Below are 15,690 nucleotides of genomic sequence, written 5' to 3'. Positions count from 1 at the left end.
CCGCCGGCGAGCGAAGGAGCCTTTCGGTGGACAATTCCAACCACACGACCCTTCTCACGGCAGGGGGCTACACGAACGTCTCCGAGAGGATGCGAGACCTGCTCAACCGCGCGTCACAGGACCACGTCTACGAGCAGCGCACGCAGGGGGCCGTCCTCGACGAGATCCGCCAGCGGCTCGAAGGCATGGAGTGGCTGCTGCGGGAGGTGCGCGAGCGCGAGCTGGGCGGCCTCAGCGGCGCTCTGGAGTCGGTCAACGGGCGGCTGGAGGACATCTCCGCCAAGCCGCCGATGTGGGCGGAGGGGCTGGCACAGCACGTCGAGGCCGTACGCGACCACGTGGACGCCGTCGGCGACCGGGTGGGCCACGTGGACGCCCGCGTCGCCCCGGTGTCCGAGCTGCCGAGCCTCTGGGCCGATCTCGGCACCGTGGGCGAGAACGTCGACGAGGCGCTCAAGCGCCTGCAGTCCGTGCTGGAGACCACCGACGGCATCACCAAGGGGATGTCCGACTTCGCCGGCATGCTGGCCAATCTTCACGCCGGCATGGAGGCCGCGGCGGGCCGCTTCACCAGGCTCGACAGGTCGGTGGCCGAGCTGAGCTCCCGCACCGAGCAGGTCGAGGCGGTCGTCGGCGAGCTGTCCGAGGGCGTCAACGACCGGCTGGCCGGCACGGCCGAGCGGCTCTCCGTCCAGGTCGAGGCCGTCGAGCAGCGCCTCACCGCGCGCCTCGACGACGGCGCGGCCCGCCTGGAGGAGACCGGCAAGCAGCTCACCGCCCGCCTCGACGCCACCGACCAGCGACTCACCACCCGCCTCAAGGAGACGGACCAGCGGCTGACGGCCCGCCTGGAGGAGACCGACCGCAACCTGTCCGCCCGCCTCGGCGACACCGACCGCAACCTCACCGCCCGCCTGGACGAGACCGACCGCGCCCTCTCCACACGTCTGGAGGAGACCGACCGCGCCCTCACCGCCCGCCTGGAGGAGACCGACCGCAGTCTGTCCGCCCGGCTCGACGAGACCGACCAGCGGCTCAGCGCCAAGCTCGACGAGACCGCCGCCGGCGTCGAGGAGACCGGCAGGCGGCTGACCGCACGCCTGGAGGAGACCGACGCGCGGGTGACCGTCCGCCTGCGGGAGACCGACGAACGCCTCGACGGCCACCTCGCCGCGATCGAGCAGCGCCTCACGACCCGCCTCGACGAGACCGACCAGCACCTGGCCGTGCAGCTCGGCGAGAGCGAGCAGCGCCTGACCGACCGCCTCGCCGGCGTGGACGCCCGGCTCGGCCGGGTCGAGGGCCGGCTGGCCGGTCTGGACACCCGGCTCACCGGGTTCGACGGGCGGCTGGAGTCGACCGACGAGTGCCTGGCCGACATCGACACCCGCCTCGACGGCCTCGACGGCCGCATGGGCAGCCTCGACGGCCGCATGGGCGGTGTCGACACGCGGCTCACCCGCATGGACGGCCAGCTCGGCGCGCTCGACCAGCGCCTCGGCACGGTGGACGGCCACCTGAGCCGCCACGACGACCGCTTCGACGCGCTCGGCACCCGACTCGACGCCCGCTTCACGGCGCTCGACGACCGGGTGGCCGCCGCCGACCAGCGCATCGGCGAGACCGCCAACCGCAGCGAGGGCCGCTTCAACAAGCTCGACACCCAGCTCGACGCGCTCGACGAGCGGCTGGGAGAGGCCGAGGAGCACCTGGGCGGCCGCTTCGACGGGTTCGACGCCCACCTCACCGGGCTGGCCGCCAGCGCCGGGCAGACCGGCCGGCACCTCGACGCCATCGACGGCCGCATCGACGCGGTCGGCCGCCGGGTCGACGGGCTGCCCGCGTCCCTGGGGCTGCCGGAGCTGCTCGGCGCTCAGGCCGGCGAGCAGGCCGACCGCCTGACGGCCGCCGCCGAGGCGCTGACCGAGCTGGTGGGCTCACGCCCCGACCGCGACGAGCTGGCCCGTACGGTCACCGGCATCGTCGAGCCGGCCGCGACCGACCTCACCAGGCGACTGGGCGCGCTGGAGGACACCATGCTGGCCCTGGCCGAGGCCCTGCTCCGCCCCACCCGTACCAAGGACTGAGGCATCCCCGTGACCACGGACGTGTTCACGGGGCCGCTAAAGGTCGAGCTGCAGCGTCAGCATCCTGTGGGGCGGCAGGTAGCCGAGCGCGTCGTTGACGGCGCGCATGTGGCGGTTGCTGTCGGCCGTGTCGGCCAGCAGGCCCTCAAGGTCCGGGTAGCGCTCGCGTGCCTGCCGGATGGCCTCGGCCTTCATCCAGCGGGCAAGCCCGTGCCCGCGATGCTCGGGCAGCACGCCGGTGCCGTAGTGCTGGGCGTCGCCCCTGCCGTCTCCCGGCACGACCAGCTCGGTGAAGCCGGCGATGGACCCGTCCGGCTCCGCGACGGCGGCGACGGTGTGCAGCGATTCGCCGCGCTTCCCGATGGTCAGCGCCGCCTGTCGTACGCGGTCGACGTCCCAGCTCACGGTGCCGTGGTCGGTGTCGTCCATGGGCATGTCGTCCATCGCGCGGCGGGACCGGGCGAACGTCTCGGCCAGGTCGTCGGGCACGACACCCTCCCACGTGACCAGCCGGTAGCCGGGGGGCGGGCTCTGGACGACGGCCTTGAGGTCGTCCGGGTTCGTGTCCGCGAGCGGCAGCCGCGCGTAGGTCAGGGTCAGGACCGTACGGAAGCCGCGCGCGGCCAGGAACGCCTCCGCCGGCGAGCCGGGCTCCGCCTGCGCGGTGAGGCTGCGCCGCCGTTCCTGCCGGGCCGCTGTCACCGCGGCGTCCAGCAGGAGGGAACCGACGCCCTTGCGCTGCTCGGCCGGGTGGACGTGCAGGTCGAGCTCGGCCAGATGATCCTGGCCCGCCTTCACGTACAGGCGCAGGAACGCCGACCCGGCGGGAGCGCCGGTCGGCAGGGTGGCGAGCCAGGCGAGCCGCCGGCTGGACGGCGTCGGCTCCGGATCGACCAGAGGGACGATGCGCATCGAAGGCCGGGCCGGGGTCACACGTGCACGGTGGTGATCGGCAGGGACGAGTCGGCCGGGATCTGCAGGCTGGACGGCGAGACGCCGGCCGCGATCAGGTCGGAGCCCAGCGCGGCCACCATCGCCCCGTTGTCGGTGCAGAGCCCCGGCCGCGGCACCCGCAGCCGGACCCCGGCGGCGTCGCACCGCTCCTGGGCGAGCGCCCGCAGCCGCGAGTTGGCCGCGACGCCGCCGCCGATGAGCAGGTCGGAGACACCGTATTTGCGGCACGCCTGCAGCGCCTTGCGGGTGAGCACGTCGACCACGGCCTCCTGGAAGGAGGCGGCCACGTCGGGCACGTGCACGCTCTGCCCCGCCGCCTCGCGCGCCTCCACCCACCGCGCCACGGCGGTCTTGAGCCCGGAGAAGGAGAAGTCGAGCGTGCCGTCGTCGATCTTGCCGCGCGGGAACGTGACGGCGGTGCCCGAGCCGTCGCGGGCGGCCCGGTCGATGTGCGGCCCGCCGGGGAACGGCAGCCCCAGCACCCGCGCCACCTTGTCGAACGCCTCCCCCGCCGCGTCGTCCACGGTCGAGCCGAGCGAGATGACGTCGCCGGTCACATCGGGCACGAGCAGCAGCGAGGAGTGCCCGCCGGAGACCAGCAGGGCGATGCACGGCTTGGGCAGCGGCCCGTGCTCCAGCTCGTCCACGGCCACGTGCGCGGCCAGGTGGTTGACGCCGTAGAGGGGGACGCCGAGCCCGAGCGCGTACGACTTCGCCGCCGCCACGCCGACCAGCAGCGCCCCCGCGAGGCCTGGCCCGGCGGTGACGGCGATGGCGTCGATGTCGGTGAAGCGCAGCCCGGCCGCGGCCAGCGCCGCCTCCACGGTGGGCGTCATGGCCTCCAGATGGGCGCGCGAGGCTACCTCGGGCACCACGCCGCCGAATCTGGCGTGCTCGTCCATGCTGGAGGCGATGGTGTTGGCCAGCAGCGTGTGGCCGCGGACGATGCCGATGCCGGTCTCGTCGCAGGACGTCTCGATGCCGAGCACCAGGGGTTCGTCAGCCATCCAGCTTCCTTCTCATCATGATCGCGTCGGTGCCGTCGTCGTAGTAGCGGCGGCGGGTGCCGATCTCCTCGAACTCGAAGCGCCGGTAGACCGCCTGGGCGCGCGGGTTGTCCGCGCGGACCTCCAGGAACATCTCGCGCGCTCCCCTGCGCCGGGCCTCGGCCAGCAGTTCGGTCAGCAGGGCGCTGCCGATGCCGCGCCCCTGGTGCTTGTCGAGCACCGCGATGGTCTGCACGTCGGCCTGGTCGGAGGCGGCCGCGAGCCCGGCGTAGCCGACGATCTCGTCCTCGTCCAGGGCCACCACGTAGTGGCGGGTGCGCGGCATGTCGTCCAGCTCGCCGCGCATCATGCCCTCGCTCCAGGCGTCGAGCGGGAACGTGGCCCGCTCGATCGCCATGACCGCCGGCAGGTCGGCGCCGGTCATGGGCCGCAGCGTCACCATGTGGGCCGCCTCACGCCGTCGCCCGCCCGCTCTCGCCGGGCGCGAGCACCTTCTTCGGGGCGCCGGGCACGACGGCGTCGGGGCGCCGCAGGTAGATGGGGCGCGCCGGGTCGAGCGGGGCGCCGGCGGCCAGCCGTTCGACGGCGAGGGCGGCCAGCGATCCGGCGTACGGGTAGGGCGGAGCCTCGTGGCCCTTGCCCTCCAGCACGTCGCGGTAGAGGTCGGCGCCGGCGCCGATGACCGGCAGCCCGTCGGCGGGGACGTCGGCGGGCCGGTCGACGGCCGGCCCGTCGAGCCGGGTGCGCAGGTCGGCGTAGCGGGCCCAGAAGACCTCCTTGCGCCGCGCGTCGGTGGCGGCGAGGAACGGCTCGGTCAGGCCGCTGCCGTAGGCGAGCGCGTCGAGCGTGCAGACGCCGTACGCGGGCACGCCGAGCGTGGTCGCGAGCCCCTGCGCGGTCATGAGGCCGACGCGCAGCCCGGTGTAGGGGCCGGGGCCGCTGCCGGCGACGACGGCGGTCACGTCGCGGAGCGTCACGCGGGCCTCGGCCAGCACGAGCTCGATGGTGGGGGCGAGCAGTTCGCCGTGGCGCCGCGCGTCGATCGTCGTGTGCTCGGCGAGCACCCGTTCGCCGTCGTGGAGCGCGGCGGTGACGGCGGGTGTCGCGGTATCGAAAGCCAGGACCAGCACGACTGATTAGCCTACCCGCAGCGGACCGCGCACCCGCCCGTAACGCCGTCAGTCCCAGCCCGTACGCCGCCGCAGCCACTCCAGCGCGACCACGCCCTGCGCCCGCTGGAACTCCCGTACCGTCGCCAGCCCCGGCGGTGGCGGCTGCCGCGACTGCCGGGCCAGATATCCGGCCACCGCCGCGACCACGGCGGGCTCGGCGTCGGCGAATAGCTCCCACGGCGGCGGCCCGCCCTGCATCCCGACGGACGGCAGCATGCACAGCAGGTCGAACCAGGGCGCCGCCCGGCAGGCCCAGGGCCAGTCCACGACGAAGACGCGCTCGCCGGCCAGCAGGATGTTGTCGGCGCGCAGGTCGCCGTGCGCGAGGCTGTCGCCGGCCGCGGCCGCCTCCCAGCCGGCCTCCAGCTCGGCCAGCTCGCCGAGGTGGCGCAGCGCCCACGGGTCGAGCCCGGCGGTGTCCTCACCGGTCAGCCTGCGCCAGCCGTGGAAGGAGTCGCCGAAGACCTCGGCGACCGTCGGCGCGTCGGCGACGGGCGAGGGGGTCAGCGCCCGCGACATCCGGGCGAGCGCCTCAAGCACCCGGTCGAGCTGGTCGCGTCTCCAGGGCAGCTCGGGGTGCTCGCCCTCGACGTCCTCGAAGACCAGCGTCACCCAGCCGGCCAGCTCGAACCCGGTCAGCAGCCGGGGCACGGGCGCCGACTCCGGCAGGGCCGCGGCGATCCTGAGCTCGGCGCGGTAGATGGGCGGGGTGTCGGGGTTGGGCTCGGGCCCGACGGTCTTGACGAAGGCCCGCCGGCCGTGCTCGGTGCGCAGCCGTACGGCGGCCGCGGGCGAGAACCCGCCCTCCTGGGTGCGCGCCTCGATCACGCGCCCGCCGAGGAACTCCTCGACCGCGGCTCGGACCTCTTCAGGCACCCGCGACCAGGGCACCCGGCTGCCGCCGACGGCGGGAGGATGGCTCATGCACGGGAAGCGTAGACGATGACGTTGTCGAGGTACTCGCCACGCGCGCGATCGAACTCGCCGCCGCAGGTCACCAGCCTCAGCCCGTCCTCCAGGTAGACCCGCCTGGTGGGGAAGCTGTCCTTGTGCACCTGCTCGATCGAGTCGACCTTGTACGTCACCGTCTTGCCGTCGCTGCGCCGCACCTTGACGGTCTGGCCCTTGCGCAGGTCCCTGAGCTTGTAGAACACGGCGGGGGCGGTCTTGGTGTCGACATGGCCGATGATGACCGAGGCGCCCTTCTCGCCGGGCACGGCGCTGCCTTCGTACCAGCCGGCGGTCTTGGGCTTCTCGTACGGCGGCAGCTCGACGTCGCCGTTCTTGGCGAGGCCGAGCTTCATGAGCGGGGCCTCCAGGTCGATCGAGGGGATGTCGAGGCTCTCGGGCACGACGTTCGCGGCGGGCGTGGACGCCTCCTGTTGAGCGCCCTTGCCGAAGGCGAACAGCACCAGCCCCGTGACGACCCCCGCGACGACGACCCGTCCAGGTCGTGCCATCGTCTACCCCTTGCGCCGCTTGACCGCCCAGCCGATGCCACCCGCGAGGGCGAGACCGAGCAGCACGCCCGCCGGGCCGAAGGGGATGGAGGAGCCCTCGTCCATGTCCTTGGCGTACGTGCCGCCGCCGCCCGCGCGGGGCGCCCGGGTCGGGACGTGGGTGGGCAGCGCCTCGCCGGCCACGACGCGCAGCCGCGCGCTGCCGGCGTCGTTGGTGCCGTCGCACTTGACGCTGACGGTGTAGGTGCCGCGCGGGACCGTTCCTGAGACCTGCGCGGAGCCGCGCACCCAGGGCGAGCCGGCCGCCGAGCCGGTGGGGGTCGGGGAGCTGGCGCCGGAGGGCACGGGGTTGAGCGTGGCGCCGCTGACGAACGCCCGGGACGTGGCGGTGCCGGTGTGCGCCGGGCCGCCGGTGGGGACGGGGCAGTTGGCGAGGATCCACACGGTGTTGGTCTGGCCCGCGGTGACCCGGTCGGGGTTGAGCTGGACCTGGATCCTGGGCCGGGTGCCCGTGGGCGCGGGGGTGCCGGTGGCGCTGGATAACGGCGTGCCCGACGCCGTGGCCGTCGGGGTTGCCGTGGGTTCGGTCTCGGCCGAGGCTGTGCAGCCGGTCAGACCTACGATGACGAGAGCTCCCGCGTACGCGACACGCCTGACCCTGAGCACCGGCCGCACCCCACTTTGCCGTCCTGCCACCAGCATCCACCCGAATCGTGGATGTCGCCCTCCCTGATACCCAGAAATTCTGGGCGAATCCCTGCCAACGATCATGTCTTCGGCCGGGTACGTCAAGGGTGCCAGTTTTGCCAGGACGTGACCGGCGTTTTACCCTTCGAGCCGATCAATCGGCGTGTCGGCCCAACGGGGCCCGATGCCGCGCACGGTGAGCACGCGGGCCTCGTCGCCCGCCTCCCTGTCGATGTGGATCTCCAGCCGGTCGTCGGCCAGGCCCTCGACCAGCCCTTCGCCCCACTCGACGACGGTGACGGACTCCTCCAGCGAGGCGTCGAGGTCGAGGTCGTCGACCTCCAGGTCGCCGCCCAGCCGGTAGGCATCGGCGTGCACGAGCGGCGGCCCCTGACGCAGCGAGGGGTGCACCCGGGCGATGACGAACGTGGGCGAGGTGATCGGGCCGCGTACTTTGAGCCCTTCCGCGATGCCCTGCACCAGCGTGGTCTTGCCGGCGCCGAGCGGCCCGGACAGCACGATCAGGTCGCCGGCCCGCAGGTGGGCCGCCAGCCGGGCGCCGAACGCCCGCATGGCCTCGGCGGTCGCTGCTCTCATCGCTACAGCTCCACCCTCTTGGCCAGGTCGCGCAGCGCGTCGTTGACCACGCCGGGACGTTCGAGCTGGATCAGGTGCGAGGTGTCGGGCACCTCGGTCAGCTGGGCCTTGGGCAGCGCGGCCGCGATGGCCTTGCTGTGGTCGGGCGGGGTGAGCCAGTCGCCGTCGCCCACGAGGATCGCGGTGGGCACGGAGTCGAGCACGTCCAGCGCGGCCAGTTTGTCGTGGTTCATCAGGGCCGGGTAGAAGTCGGCGAAGACCTCGGTCGGGGTGGCCCTGATCATCGACTCGGCGAAGTCGACGACGGTGGGGCTGACGTTCTTCGCGTCGCCGAAGCCCATGTAGCGGGTGATGAGGAAGGCGATGTCGCTGCCGGCGCTGCGGGTGCGGTCGATGAGCGCGCCGCGCTTGCCCAGCATGGACACCGTGCCCGGCGCGAACTTGTGGACGACCTTGGACAGCATGGCCGGCAGGCCCAGCGTCAGCTCGGCCAGCTTGCCCGCCGAGGTCGCGAGCAGCGCCACGGCGCGGATCTTGTCGCCGAACAGGCCGGGGTGGCGGTCGGCCAGCGCCATGATCGTCATGCCGCCCATGGAGTGGCCGACCAGCACGCACGGGCCGGGCACGAACTCCTCGATCACCTCGGCCAGGTCGTCGCCCAGCCGGTCGATCATGCTCTCGTCGGCCTGGGCGCGCTGCGAACGGCCGTGGGAGCGCTGGTCCCACAGCACCAGCCGGTAGTTCTCGCGCAGGTCCTTGCGCTGGTAGTGCCAGGACTCCAGGCTGAGGCAGTAGCCGTGGCAGAACACGATGGTCAGCGGCGCGTCGTCGGGGCCGTCGAGCTCGACGTGCAGCGCCACGCCGTCGGAGGTGATGTGCGTGCGCTCCCTGCCCCGCAGCTCGCCGAACGGCTCGCTGGCCTCGGTGTCGGGGCGGAGCCTGATCCGGCCGACCGCGTAGCGCTTGGCCATGGCCGCCGCCGCGACCCCCGCCGACGCCGCGCCGACGAGCGCGCCGGCGATCCCGAACCTGCGGCGTGTTGTCGTCGTCATCTCCCCGATCCTTCTCAAGCGCCCGTGTGGACCCGCGGCACCCGCGAGCCGATCCTGGTCACGATCTCATGCGTGATCGTGCCGAGGGTATCGGCCCACTCCTGAGCGGTCGGCTCGCCCCCGTCGCCCGGGCCGAACAGCACCACCTCGTCGCCGGCGGCGAGCAGGTCGTCACCTAGGTCGATCATGAACTGGTCCATGCACACGCGGCCCGCGACCCGCCTGCGCCGCCCGCCCGCGAGCACCTCGGCTCTTCCCGTGGCGTGCCGGAGTATGCCGTCGGCGTAGCCGAGAGGGACGAGCGCCAGGTGGGTCTCGCGTTCGGTGGTGTAGAGGTGGCCGTAGGAGACCCCGGAGTCCTGCGGGACACGCTTGACCAGCGCGGCCTGCGCCACCAGGGTCATCGCCGGGCGCAGGCCGAAGCCGCCCTGCTCGGGGATCGGGCTGAGGCCGTACATCGCGATGCCCGGCCGGACCAGGTCGTAGCGGGCCTCGGGCAGCGTGAGCGCGCCGGCGGAGTTGGCGAGGTGCCTGATCACGTGGGAGCCGGCCGCGCCCGCCTGCTCGGCGAGCTTCAGCGCCGTCTGGTAGGCCTCCAGCTGCTGGTGCACGGACGGATGGCCGGGGATGTCGGCGCAGGCGAAGTGCGACCACAGGCCGACGATCTCGACGGCCCCCTCGGCCTGCAGCTCCAGCGCCCTGGCCAGCAGCCCCGGCCAGGCGGCCAGCGGAGCGCCGCCCCTGCTCATGCCGGTGTCGGCCTCCAGGTGCAGCCGGGCGGTGCGTCCGGTGCGGCGCGCGGCGGCGGCGATCTCGTCGAGCAGCCGCACGTCGGCGGCCGACAGCTCGACGTCGTGCGTCAGCGCCTCGTCGAGCGGCTCGCCCGGGGTGATGAGCCAGGCGAGGACGGGCGCGGTCACGCCGCCCGCGCGCAGCTCCAGCGCCTCCCTGACGAACGCGACGCCGAGGCGGCTCGCGCCGCCCTCCAGAACCGCGCGCGAACAGGGGACAAGGCCGTGCCCGTAGGCGTCGGCCTTGACGGCGCCCATCAGCTCGGCGCCCGTGCGCTCCTTGAGCAGGGCGACGTTGTGCCTGATGGCGGCCAGGTCGACGCGTGCCTCCGCGGGCGTGGCCATCGAGGAGTACATCCTCCCAGTGTGGCAGCTCACGGGCGTGGTCGAGCGCGTTTTTTACCTCAGGCGCCCCCGGCCGTCACCGCCCGGATGGCGGCGGGAACGGCCGTGGTGACGTCCGCGGCGGCCAGCGGAGCGCCGTCGGCGGCCAGCCGGCCGGCCAGCCCGTGCAGATAGGCCGCGCACGACCCCGCGTCGTACGCCCCGAGCCCCTGGGCCAGCAGCGAGCCCGCCACGCCCGACAGCACGTCGCCGGTGCCGCCGGTGGCCAGCCAGGAGGTGCCGGTCGGGTTGACCCGGACCGGCCTGGACTCCTCGGCCACGACCGTGGTCGAGCCCTTGAGCAGCACGGTCACGCCCAGCTCCGCCGCCGCCGCGCGGGCGTGCTCCAGCCGTGCCGCCTCGATGTCCGCGCGCTCGGCCCCGATCAGCCTGGCCAGCTCGCCGGCGTGCGGGGTGATCAGCGTGGGCGCGGCGCGGCGCAGCAGCGAGCGGTCCCGCGCGACCACGGTCAGCCCGTCGGCGTCCACGAGCACCGGCAGGCCGGTGCCGAGCACCTGGGCGGCCAGCTCGTGCGCCCAGTCGCCGGTGCCGAGGCCCGGCCCGAGCACCCACGCCTGCACCCTGCCGACGTCCTCGATGGTCGGCCGGTCGAGCGTGGTGATCACGGCCTCCGGCCAGGCGGCGCGCACCTGCGCCACGGGCTCGGCCGGCCCGGCGTAGCGGACCATCCCGGCCCCGGCGCGCAGCGCCCCGCCGACGGCCAGCACGGCCGCGCCGGTGTAGAGGTCGCTGCCGGCCAGCACGCCGAGCACTCCCCTGCGGTATTTGTCGGACTCGTTGCCGGGGCGCGGCAGCAGGTCGTCCACGTCGCCGCCGGTGAGCGCGGCCACGTCGGGGTCGGGCAGGCAGGGGCCGAGCCCGATGTCCACCAGCTCGACCCGGCCGGCGTACCCGGCTCCTGGATCGACCAGCAGTCCGGTCTTGATCGCGCCCATGGTCACGGTCACCTGGGCGCGCACGGCCGCGCCCTCGACCCGGCCGGTGCTCGCGTCCACGCCGCTCGGCACGTCCACGGCGACGACGGGGGCGCGGGCCGCGTTCGCCTGCTCGGCCAGCGCCGCGTACGGCTCCCGCAGCGCCCCCGACGCCCCGATCCCGACCAGCCCGTCCATGACGAGGTCGGCCCGCGTGAGCGCGTCCGGCCCGGCTGAGGGCCCGGCTGCCCGCCCGCCGGCCCGCAGCAGCGCGGCCAGCCCCTCCTCGTGCGTCTTCGACCCGGCGAGGATGGCCTCCACCCGCGCCCCGCGCCGCGCCAGCCGCTCGCCCGCGTAGAGCGCGTCGCCGCCGTTGTCGCCGCTGCCGACGAGCAGCACGACCCGGCTGCCGTAGACACGGCCGAGCAGCCCCGCGCAGGCGGCGGCGAGCCCGGCGGCGGCCCGCTGCATGAGCGTGCCGGGCGGCAGCCCGGCCATGAGGACGTGCTCGGCGGCGCGGATCTGGTCGGCGGTGTAGGCGGTGCGCATGATCCGAAGCTATCCCCCGCGCTAGCCCTCGGCGATCACGTAGGCCACGGCCACGCCCGCGTCGTGGCTGAGTGAGACGTGCCAACGCTTGACGCCCAGCTCGTACGCCACCTCGGCCACCCGCCCGGTCACCCGCAGCTCGGGCCGGCCCAGCTCGCCGCGGCACACCTCGGCCTCCCGGTGCCCGAGCCCCCGGGGCGCGCCCAGCGCCTTGGCCACGGCCTCCTTGGCGGCGAACCTGGCGGCCAGCGACCGCGCGGGCAGCGTCTGCTCATTCTCGGTGAACAGCCGCTCGCGCAGGCTCGGGGTGCGTTCGAGCGCCTGCTCGAAGCGGGAGATGTCCACCACGTCCACGCCGATGCCCAGGATCATGGCGTCCATTAGAACAGCCCGCGCTCCCAGGGCCCCCAGATGGCGAACGACCTGCCCTGTTTGGCCTGCACGTTGACGAACAGCGTGTGCCCGCCGGGCCCGAAGGTGCTGCCCGCGAACTCGGCCCCGGGATCGCCGGCGATCGGCGCGAGCCGGCAGAAGTCGAACAGCTTCCCGGCCTTGGTCAGCCCGCGCAGGTAGTTGTCGCCGTCGCCGTCCTCGCACAGGACGAGCGTGCCGCGCCTGCTCACCGTGATGTTGTCGGGCAGGTCGAGGACCGACGCGCGCGGCGACTCGTAGACCAGCCTGAGCGTGCCGCTCCAGGTCTCGTACGCCCACACCTGGCCGCGCCCCTTGCCGAACCCGTCGGGCATGGGGTCGGCCGGCGAGGTGTCGCCGCCCTGCGTGGAGACGAAGTAGACCACGCCCTGGTGGAAGACCGCGCCCTCCAGCCTGGCGAAGATCGCCGCGCCCTTGGCCCGGCCCTGGCGGCCGACGGCCTGGACCGCCTCGTCGTAGGCGGGCCGGCCGCGGAAGGCGGGGTCGGGGTCGTCGATGTCCACCCACGTGGTGGCGTACGCGGCCCCGGGCCGCTGCCCCAGGGACAGGTCGGCGCGCTCGGTTTCGGCGACGGCCAGCATCTGCAGCCGCCCGCCGTCGAGCAGCTTGCCGGCCAGCACCGGGTGCTTGGGCGGCAGGTAGCGGTAGAACCCGGACGGATGGGCGAAGTTGTCCTCGGTGAGGTAGAGGGCGCCCGAGGAGGGGTCGAAGGCGGCCGACTCGTGCGCGAACCGGCCGGCCGCCCGGATGGGCCTGGCCGTGGCGGCGCGGTTGAGCGGCACCTCGAAGATGTAGCCGTGCTTCTCGGTGAGCCTGGCGTTGCCCTCGCCGCCGGGCGCGTCGGCCACGTCGGGGCCGTTGACGGTCTCCTCGCAGCTCACCCAGGCCCGCCACGCCATGGGCCCGCCCGAGCAGTTCATCATGGTGCCGGTGAGCGACGGGGTGGCCCTGATGACCTCGCCCTGGCGGGTGACGCGCAGGGTGGAGGTGCCGCCCCCGGCCATCGGGTCGTAGGCGCGCTCGCGGTCGCCGAACGCGCCGACCGCGCCGCCGACCTCGTGGTTGCGTACGAGGATCACGCTGTCGCCGGGCCCGGAGAAGGCGGCCATGCCGTCGTGCCGGCCGGGCACCTCGCCGCCGTCGCTGAACTTCTCGCCCGCGGCGCTGAACGAGCGGTAGCGGAAGCCCTCGGGCAGGTGCAGGCGCACCTTGCCGTCACGCAGGTCGCGGGCCGGGCGCAGCGGGCCGTAACCGCTGGGGGCGGCCTGGGCGCCGCCCTGCCGTCCCGCGCAGGCGACCCCGGCGAACGGCCCGGCGACGACGCCGGCGGCGGTCATGGCGGTGAGGAAACGGCGACGGTCCACGCAACGAGAGGCTAGCCGCCTCCCAACCCTTGCATAACGATTTCGTCGAATCGATCATCGTTCCCCGAACTGGCTCTCGATAATCCCCATTTTTTATCCACAGGCTGTGGACGCGGAACCAGGGGCCGCCCATGATCTCCCTTGTGGCGCATCGCTACGCTGCCTAGGTGAACAACGGCTACGTGGAACTGAGCAGGGAGCAGTGGAGCGAGCTCCGCAAGAACACGCCCTTGACTCTCACCGCCGAAGAGCTGGAAGAGCTGCGCGGTCTGGACGACCCCATCGACCTGACCGAGGTCACGGACATCTATCTTCCGCTGACCCGGCTGCTCAACCTGCACTTCACCGGATCCAAGCAACGCAGCAGCGTGCTGAGCGCGTTCCTCGGCCATCCCGAGACGCGCGTGCCGTACATCCTGGGCATCGCCGGGAGCGTCGCGGTGGGCAAGTCCACCACGGCGCGGCTGCTGCACACGCTGCTGGCCCGCTGGCCCGAGCATCCGCGCGTGGAGCTGGTCACCACCGACAGCTTCCTCCACCCCAACGCGGTGCTGGAGGCCAAGGGGATCATGCACCGCAAGGGGTTCCCCGAGAGCTATGACCGGCGGGCGCTGGTCAGGTTCGTGGCGGAGGTCAAGGCGGGGGCTGCCGAGGTGCGGGCGCCCGTCTACAGCCACCTTGAGTACGACATCGTCCCCGGCGCGGTCCAGACCGTGAAAAATCCCGACATCCTGATCATCGAAGGACTCAACGTCCTCCAGCCCGCCCCGCCCACCTCCCTCGCCGTCAACGACTACTTCGACTTCTCCATCTACGTCGACGCCAAGGTGGAGAGCATCCGCACCTGGTACGTCGAACGCTTCCACAAGCTGCGCCGCACCGCCTTCGAGGACCCGAAGTCGTACTTCCGGCACATCGCCGAGCTCTCCCACGACGAGGCCACCGCCTTCGCCGTGAACGTCTGGCGCGACATCAACGAGCGCAACCTGGTCGAGAACATCGCCCCCACCCGGGGCCGGGCCGACCTCGTGCTGAAGAAGGGCGTCGACCACGCGGTCAGGCGGGTACGGCTTCGCCGGACCTGAACGCCACCTCCTCGAACAGGTAGAGGGCGAACCTGCCCCCGCACTCCTGGTCGTCGAGATCGGCGAACCAGCACTCTTCGCCGTGTTCGTGGCATCTGTACCGGATCATGGCAGGGAGCTTCCGGCATAGGTATCAAAACCCCGTCAACGTCCGATCGACGCCGCGATCGATCACAATGGGCTCGTGCTGCATCTGCGACTGATCAGCCCGGCCGGCCGCACCGACGAGGTGACGGCGGTGCTGGAGGACTGCCCCGGCGTCACCAACATCGTGGTCCTGACCGGCGCGGGCCGCGTTCCCAAGGGTGACGTCATCCTCTGCGACGCGGCCCGCGAGTCGGCCAACGAGGTGATCGGCCGCCTCGGCTGGCTGAGGAGCGAGGGCTCGATCGCGGCCGAGCAGGTCGACCTGTCGCTGTCCGAGGTCGCCGACGAGGCGGTCGAGGAGGCGCCCGGCCATCCCGACGACGCGGTCATCTGGGAGGAGCTGGCGCAGCGGGTGTCGGCCGACTCCCGTGTGACGTGGGCGTACCTCACCTTCTTCGTCATCGCCACCATGCTGTCGGGCATCGGCGTGCTGCAGAACTCGCCGATCCTCATGGTCGGCGCGATGGTGCTCGGGCCCGAGTTCGGCGCGATCGCCGCCATCTGCTTCGGCCTGCTCCACCGGCACTGGCACCTCATCGTCACGTCCCTGCGCACGCTGGTCGTCGGCTTCCTGGTGGCCATCGTCGTCACCTTCGCCTGCGCGCTGGTCATCCACCTGCTCGGCTGGATCGACATCGGCAATCTGCAGAGCAACGCCGAGGTGCAGTTCATCGTCAAGCCCGACCGGTGGTCGTTCATCGTGGCGCTGCTGGCGGGCGCGGCCGGGGTGCTGTCGGTCACCGCCGGCAAGTCCTCGGCCCTGATCGGCGTGTTCATCTCGGTCACCACGGTCCCCGCGGCCGGCTACGCCGCCGTGGCCCTGGCGCTGGCCGACTGGGAGGAGGTCGCGGGCTCGGTGTCCCAGCTCGCGGTCAACATCCTCGGCATGGTCATCGCGGGCACCGTCACCCTGCAGATCCAGCGCAGATTCTGGCCTCAAGTAGGACGACGTTCATCCGTTTGACCGACGCCACGGCACGGGCCGCC

General features: G+C 73.2%; 17 protein-coding genes. 3 read left to right on the top strand and 14 right to left on the bottom strand.

Annotation, left to right across the window (positions count from 1 at the left end; translation table 11 throughout):
* The first annotated feature begins 26 nt into the window (after window positions 1-26).
* Window positions 27-2,087, top strand: coding sequence for an apolipoprotein A1/A4/E domain-containing protein (locus ABD292_RS39410; RefSeq protein WP_344216725.1), 2,061 nt, complete (start codon window positions 27-29; stop codon window positions 2,085-2,087).
* Between the two features lie 36 nt (window positions 2,088-2,123).
* Here ABD292_RS39410 and ABD292_RS39405 read toward each other — a convergent pair whose 3' ends face one another.
* The 13 genes from ABD292_RS39405 to ABD292_RS39345 all read right to left on the bottom strand — a co-directional run bounded on the left by ABD292_RS39405 (window position 2,124) and on the right by ABD292_RS39345 (window position 13,471).
* A complete protein-coding gene (locus ABD292_RS39405) occupies window positions 2,124-2,999 on the bottom strand; it encodes a GNAT family N-acetyltransferase (protein WP_344216723.1) in 876 nt (291 codons plus the stop codon).
* 17 nt (window positions 3,000-3,016) lie between these two features.
* The gene (gene tsaD, locus ABD292_RS39400; RefSeq protein ID WP_329585447.1) at window positions 3,017-4,048 is read right to left on the bottom strand and encodes a tRNA (adenosine(37)-N6)-threonylcarbamoyltransferase complex transferase subunit TsaD; all 1,032 of its coding nucleotides are present in this window, start codon (window positions 4,046-4,048) and stop codon (window positions 3,017-3,019) included.
* Window positions 4,041-4,490, bottom strand: coding sequence for a ribosomal protein S18-alanine N-acetyltransferase (gene rimI, locus ABD292_RS39395; protein WP_344216720.1), 450 nt, complete (start codon window positions 4,488-4,490; stop codon window positions 4,041-4,043). Before rimI ends, tsaD begins: the two co-directional genes overlap by 8 nt.
* Window positions 4,491-4,500: 10 nt before the next feature.
* Window positions 4,501-5,178: a tRNA (adenosine(37)-N6)-threonylcarbamoyltransferase complex dimerization subunit type 1 TsaB gene (tsaB, locus tag ABD292_RS39390; protein WP_344216718.1), complete on the bottom strand. Its 678-nt coding sequence runs from the start codon at window positions 5,176-5,178 to the stop codon at window positions 4,501-4,503.
* A gap of 48 nt (window positions 5,179-5,226) precedes the next feature.
* Window positions 5,227-6,144, bottom strand: coding sequence for an aminoglycoside phosphotransferase family protein (locus ABD292_RS39385; RefSeq protein ID WP_344216716.1), 918 nt, complete (start codon window positions 6,142-6,144; stop codon window positions 5,227-5,229).
* Window positions 6,141-6,680, bottom strand: a complete 540-nt coding sequence (locus tag ABD292_RS39380) for a class F sortase (protein ID WP_344216714.1) — start codon at window positions 6,678-6,680, stop codon at window positions 6,141-6,143. Before ABD292_RS39380 ends, ABD292_RS39385 begins: the two co-directional genes overlap by 4 nt.
* Before the next feature lie 3 nt (window positions 6,681-6,683).
* Window positions 6,684-7,346, bottom strand: a complete 663-nt coding sequence (locus ABD292_RS39375; RefSeq protein WP_344216712.1) for a hypothetical protein — start codon at window positions 7,344-7,346, stop codon at window positions 6,684-6,686.
* Window positions 7,347-7,505: 159 nt separating this feature from the next.
* Window positions 7,506-7,964 (bottom strand): tRNA (adenosine(37)-N6)-threonylcarbamoyltransferase complex ATPase subunit type 1 TsaE, encoded by a 459-nt coding sequence (gene tsaE, locus ABD292_RS39370; RefSeq protein WP_344216710.1) that lies wholly within the window; start codon window positions 7,962-7,964, stop codon window positions 7,506-7,508.
* Window positions 7,965-7,966: 2 nt separating this feature from the next.
* Complete coding sequence (locus tag ABD292_RS39365; RefSeq protein ID WP_344216708.1) at window positions 7,967-9,016, bottom strand: alpha/beta fold hydrolase; 1,050 nt, start codon at window positions 9,014-9,016, stop codon at window positions 7,967-7,969.
* 14 nt (window positions 9,017-9,030) lie between these two features.
* Window positions 9,031-10,152, bottom strand: a complete 1,122-nt coding sequence (gene alr, locus ABD292_RS39360; protein WP_344217054.1) for an alanine racemase — start codon at window positions 10,150-10,152, stop codon at window positions 9,031-9,033.
* A 59-nt stretch (window positions 10,153-10,211) separates the two neighbouring features.
* On the bottom strand, window positions 10,212-11,675 hold the full coding sequence (locus tag ABD292_RS39355; RefSeq protein ID WP_344216706.1) for an NAD(P)H-hydrate dehydratase: 1,464 nt from the start codon (window positions 11,673-11,675) through the stop codon (window positions 10,212-10,214).
* A gap of 21 nt (window positions 11,676-11,696) precedes the next feature.
* Entirely contained in the window at window positions 11,697-12,047 is a 351-nt protein-coding gene (locus ABD292_RS39350) for a holo-ACP synthase (protein ID WP_344216704.1), read from the bottom strand.
* 8 nt (window positions 12,048-12,055) lie between these two features.
* Entirely contained in the window at window positions 12,056-13,471 is a 1,416-nt protein-coding gene (locus ABD292_RS39345) for a PhoX family protein (RefSeq protein ID WP_344216702.1), read from the bottom strand.
* A gap of 182 nt (window positions 13,472-13,653) precedes the next feature.
* On the opposite strand from ABD292_RS39345, the gene coaA reads away from it, so the two are divergent.
* The gene (gene coaA / locus ABD292_RS39340) at window positions 13,654-14,556 is read left to right on the top strand and encodes a type I pantothenate kinase (protein WP_344217052.1); all 903 of its coding nucleotides are present in this window, start codon (window positions 13,654-13,656) and stop codon (window positions 14,554-14,556) included.
* On the opposite strand, the gene ABD292_RS39335 is transcribed toward coaA, so the two are convergent.
* Window positions 14,528-14,665, bottom strand: a complete 138-nt coding sequence (locus ABD292_RS39335; protein WP_329585474.1) for a hypothetical protein — start codon at window positions 14,663-14,665, stop codon at window positions 14,528-14,530. The two genes, coaA and ABD292_RS39335, sit on opposite strands and share 29 nt — an antisense overlap.
* 75 nt (window positions 14,666-14,740) lie before the next feature.
* On the opposite strand from ABD292_RS39335, the gene ABD292_RS39330 reads away from it, so the two are divergent.
* Window positions 14,741-15,667, top strand: coding sequence for a DUF389 domain-containing protein (locus ABD292_RS39330; protein ID WP_344216700.1), 927 nt, complete (start codon window positions 14,741-14,743; stop codon window positions 15,665-15,667).
* The last annotated feature ends 23 nt before the right edge of the window (window positions 15,668-15,690 follow it).

It is taken from the genome of Nonomuraea bangladeshensis (genome assembly GCF_039529455.1).
GTDB lineage: Bacteria > Actinomycetota > Actinomycetes > Streptosporangiales > Streptosporangiaceae > Nonomuraea > Nonomuraea bangladeshensis.
The sequence above is the reverse complement of the archived record's forward strand: the minus strand, read 5'-3'. Positions and strand labels throughout refer to the sequence as shown.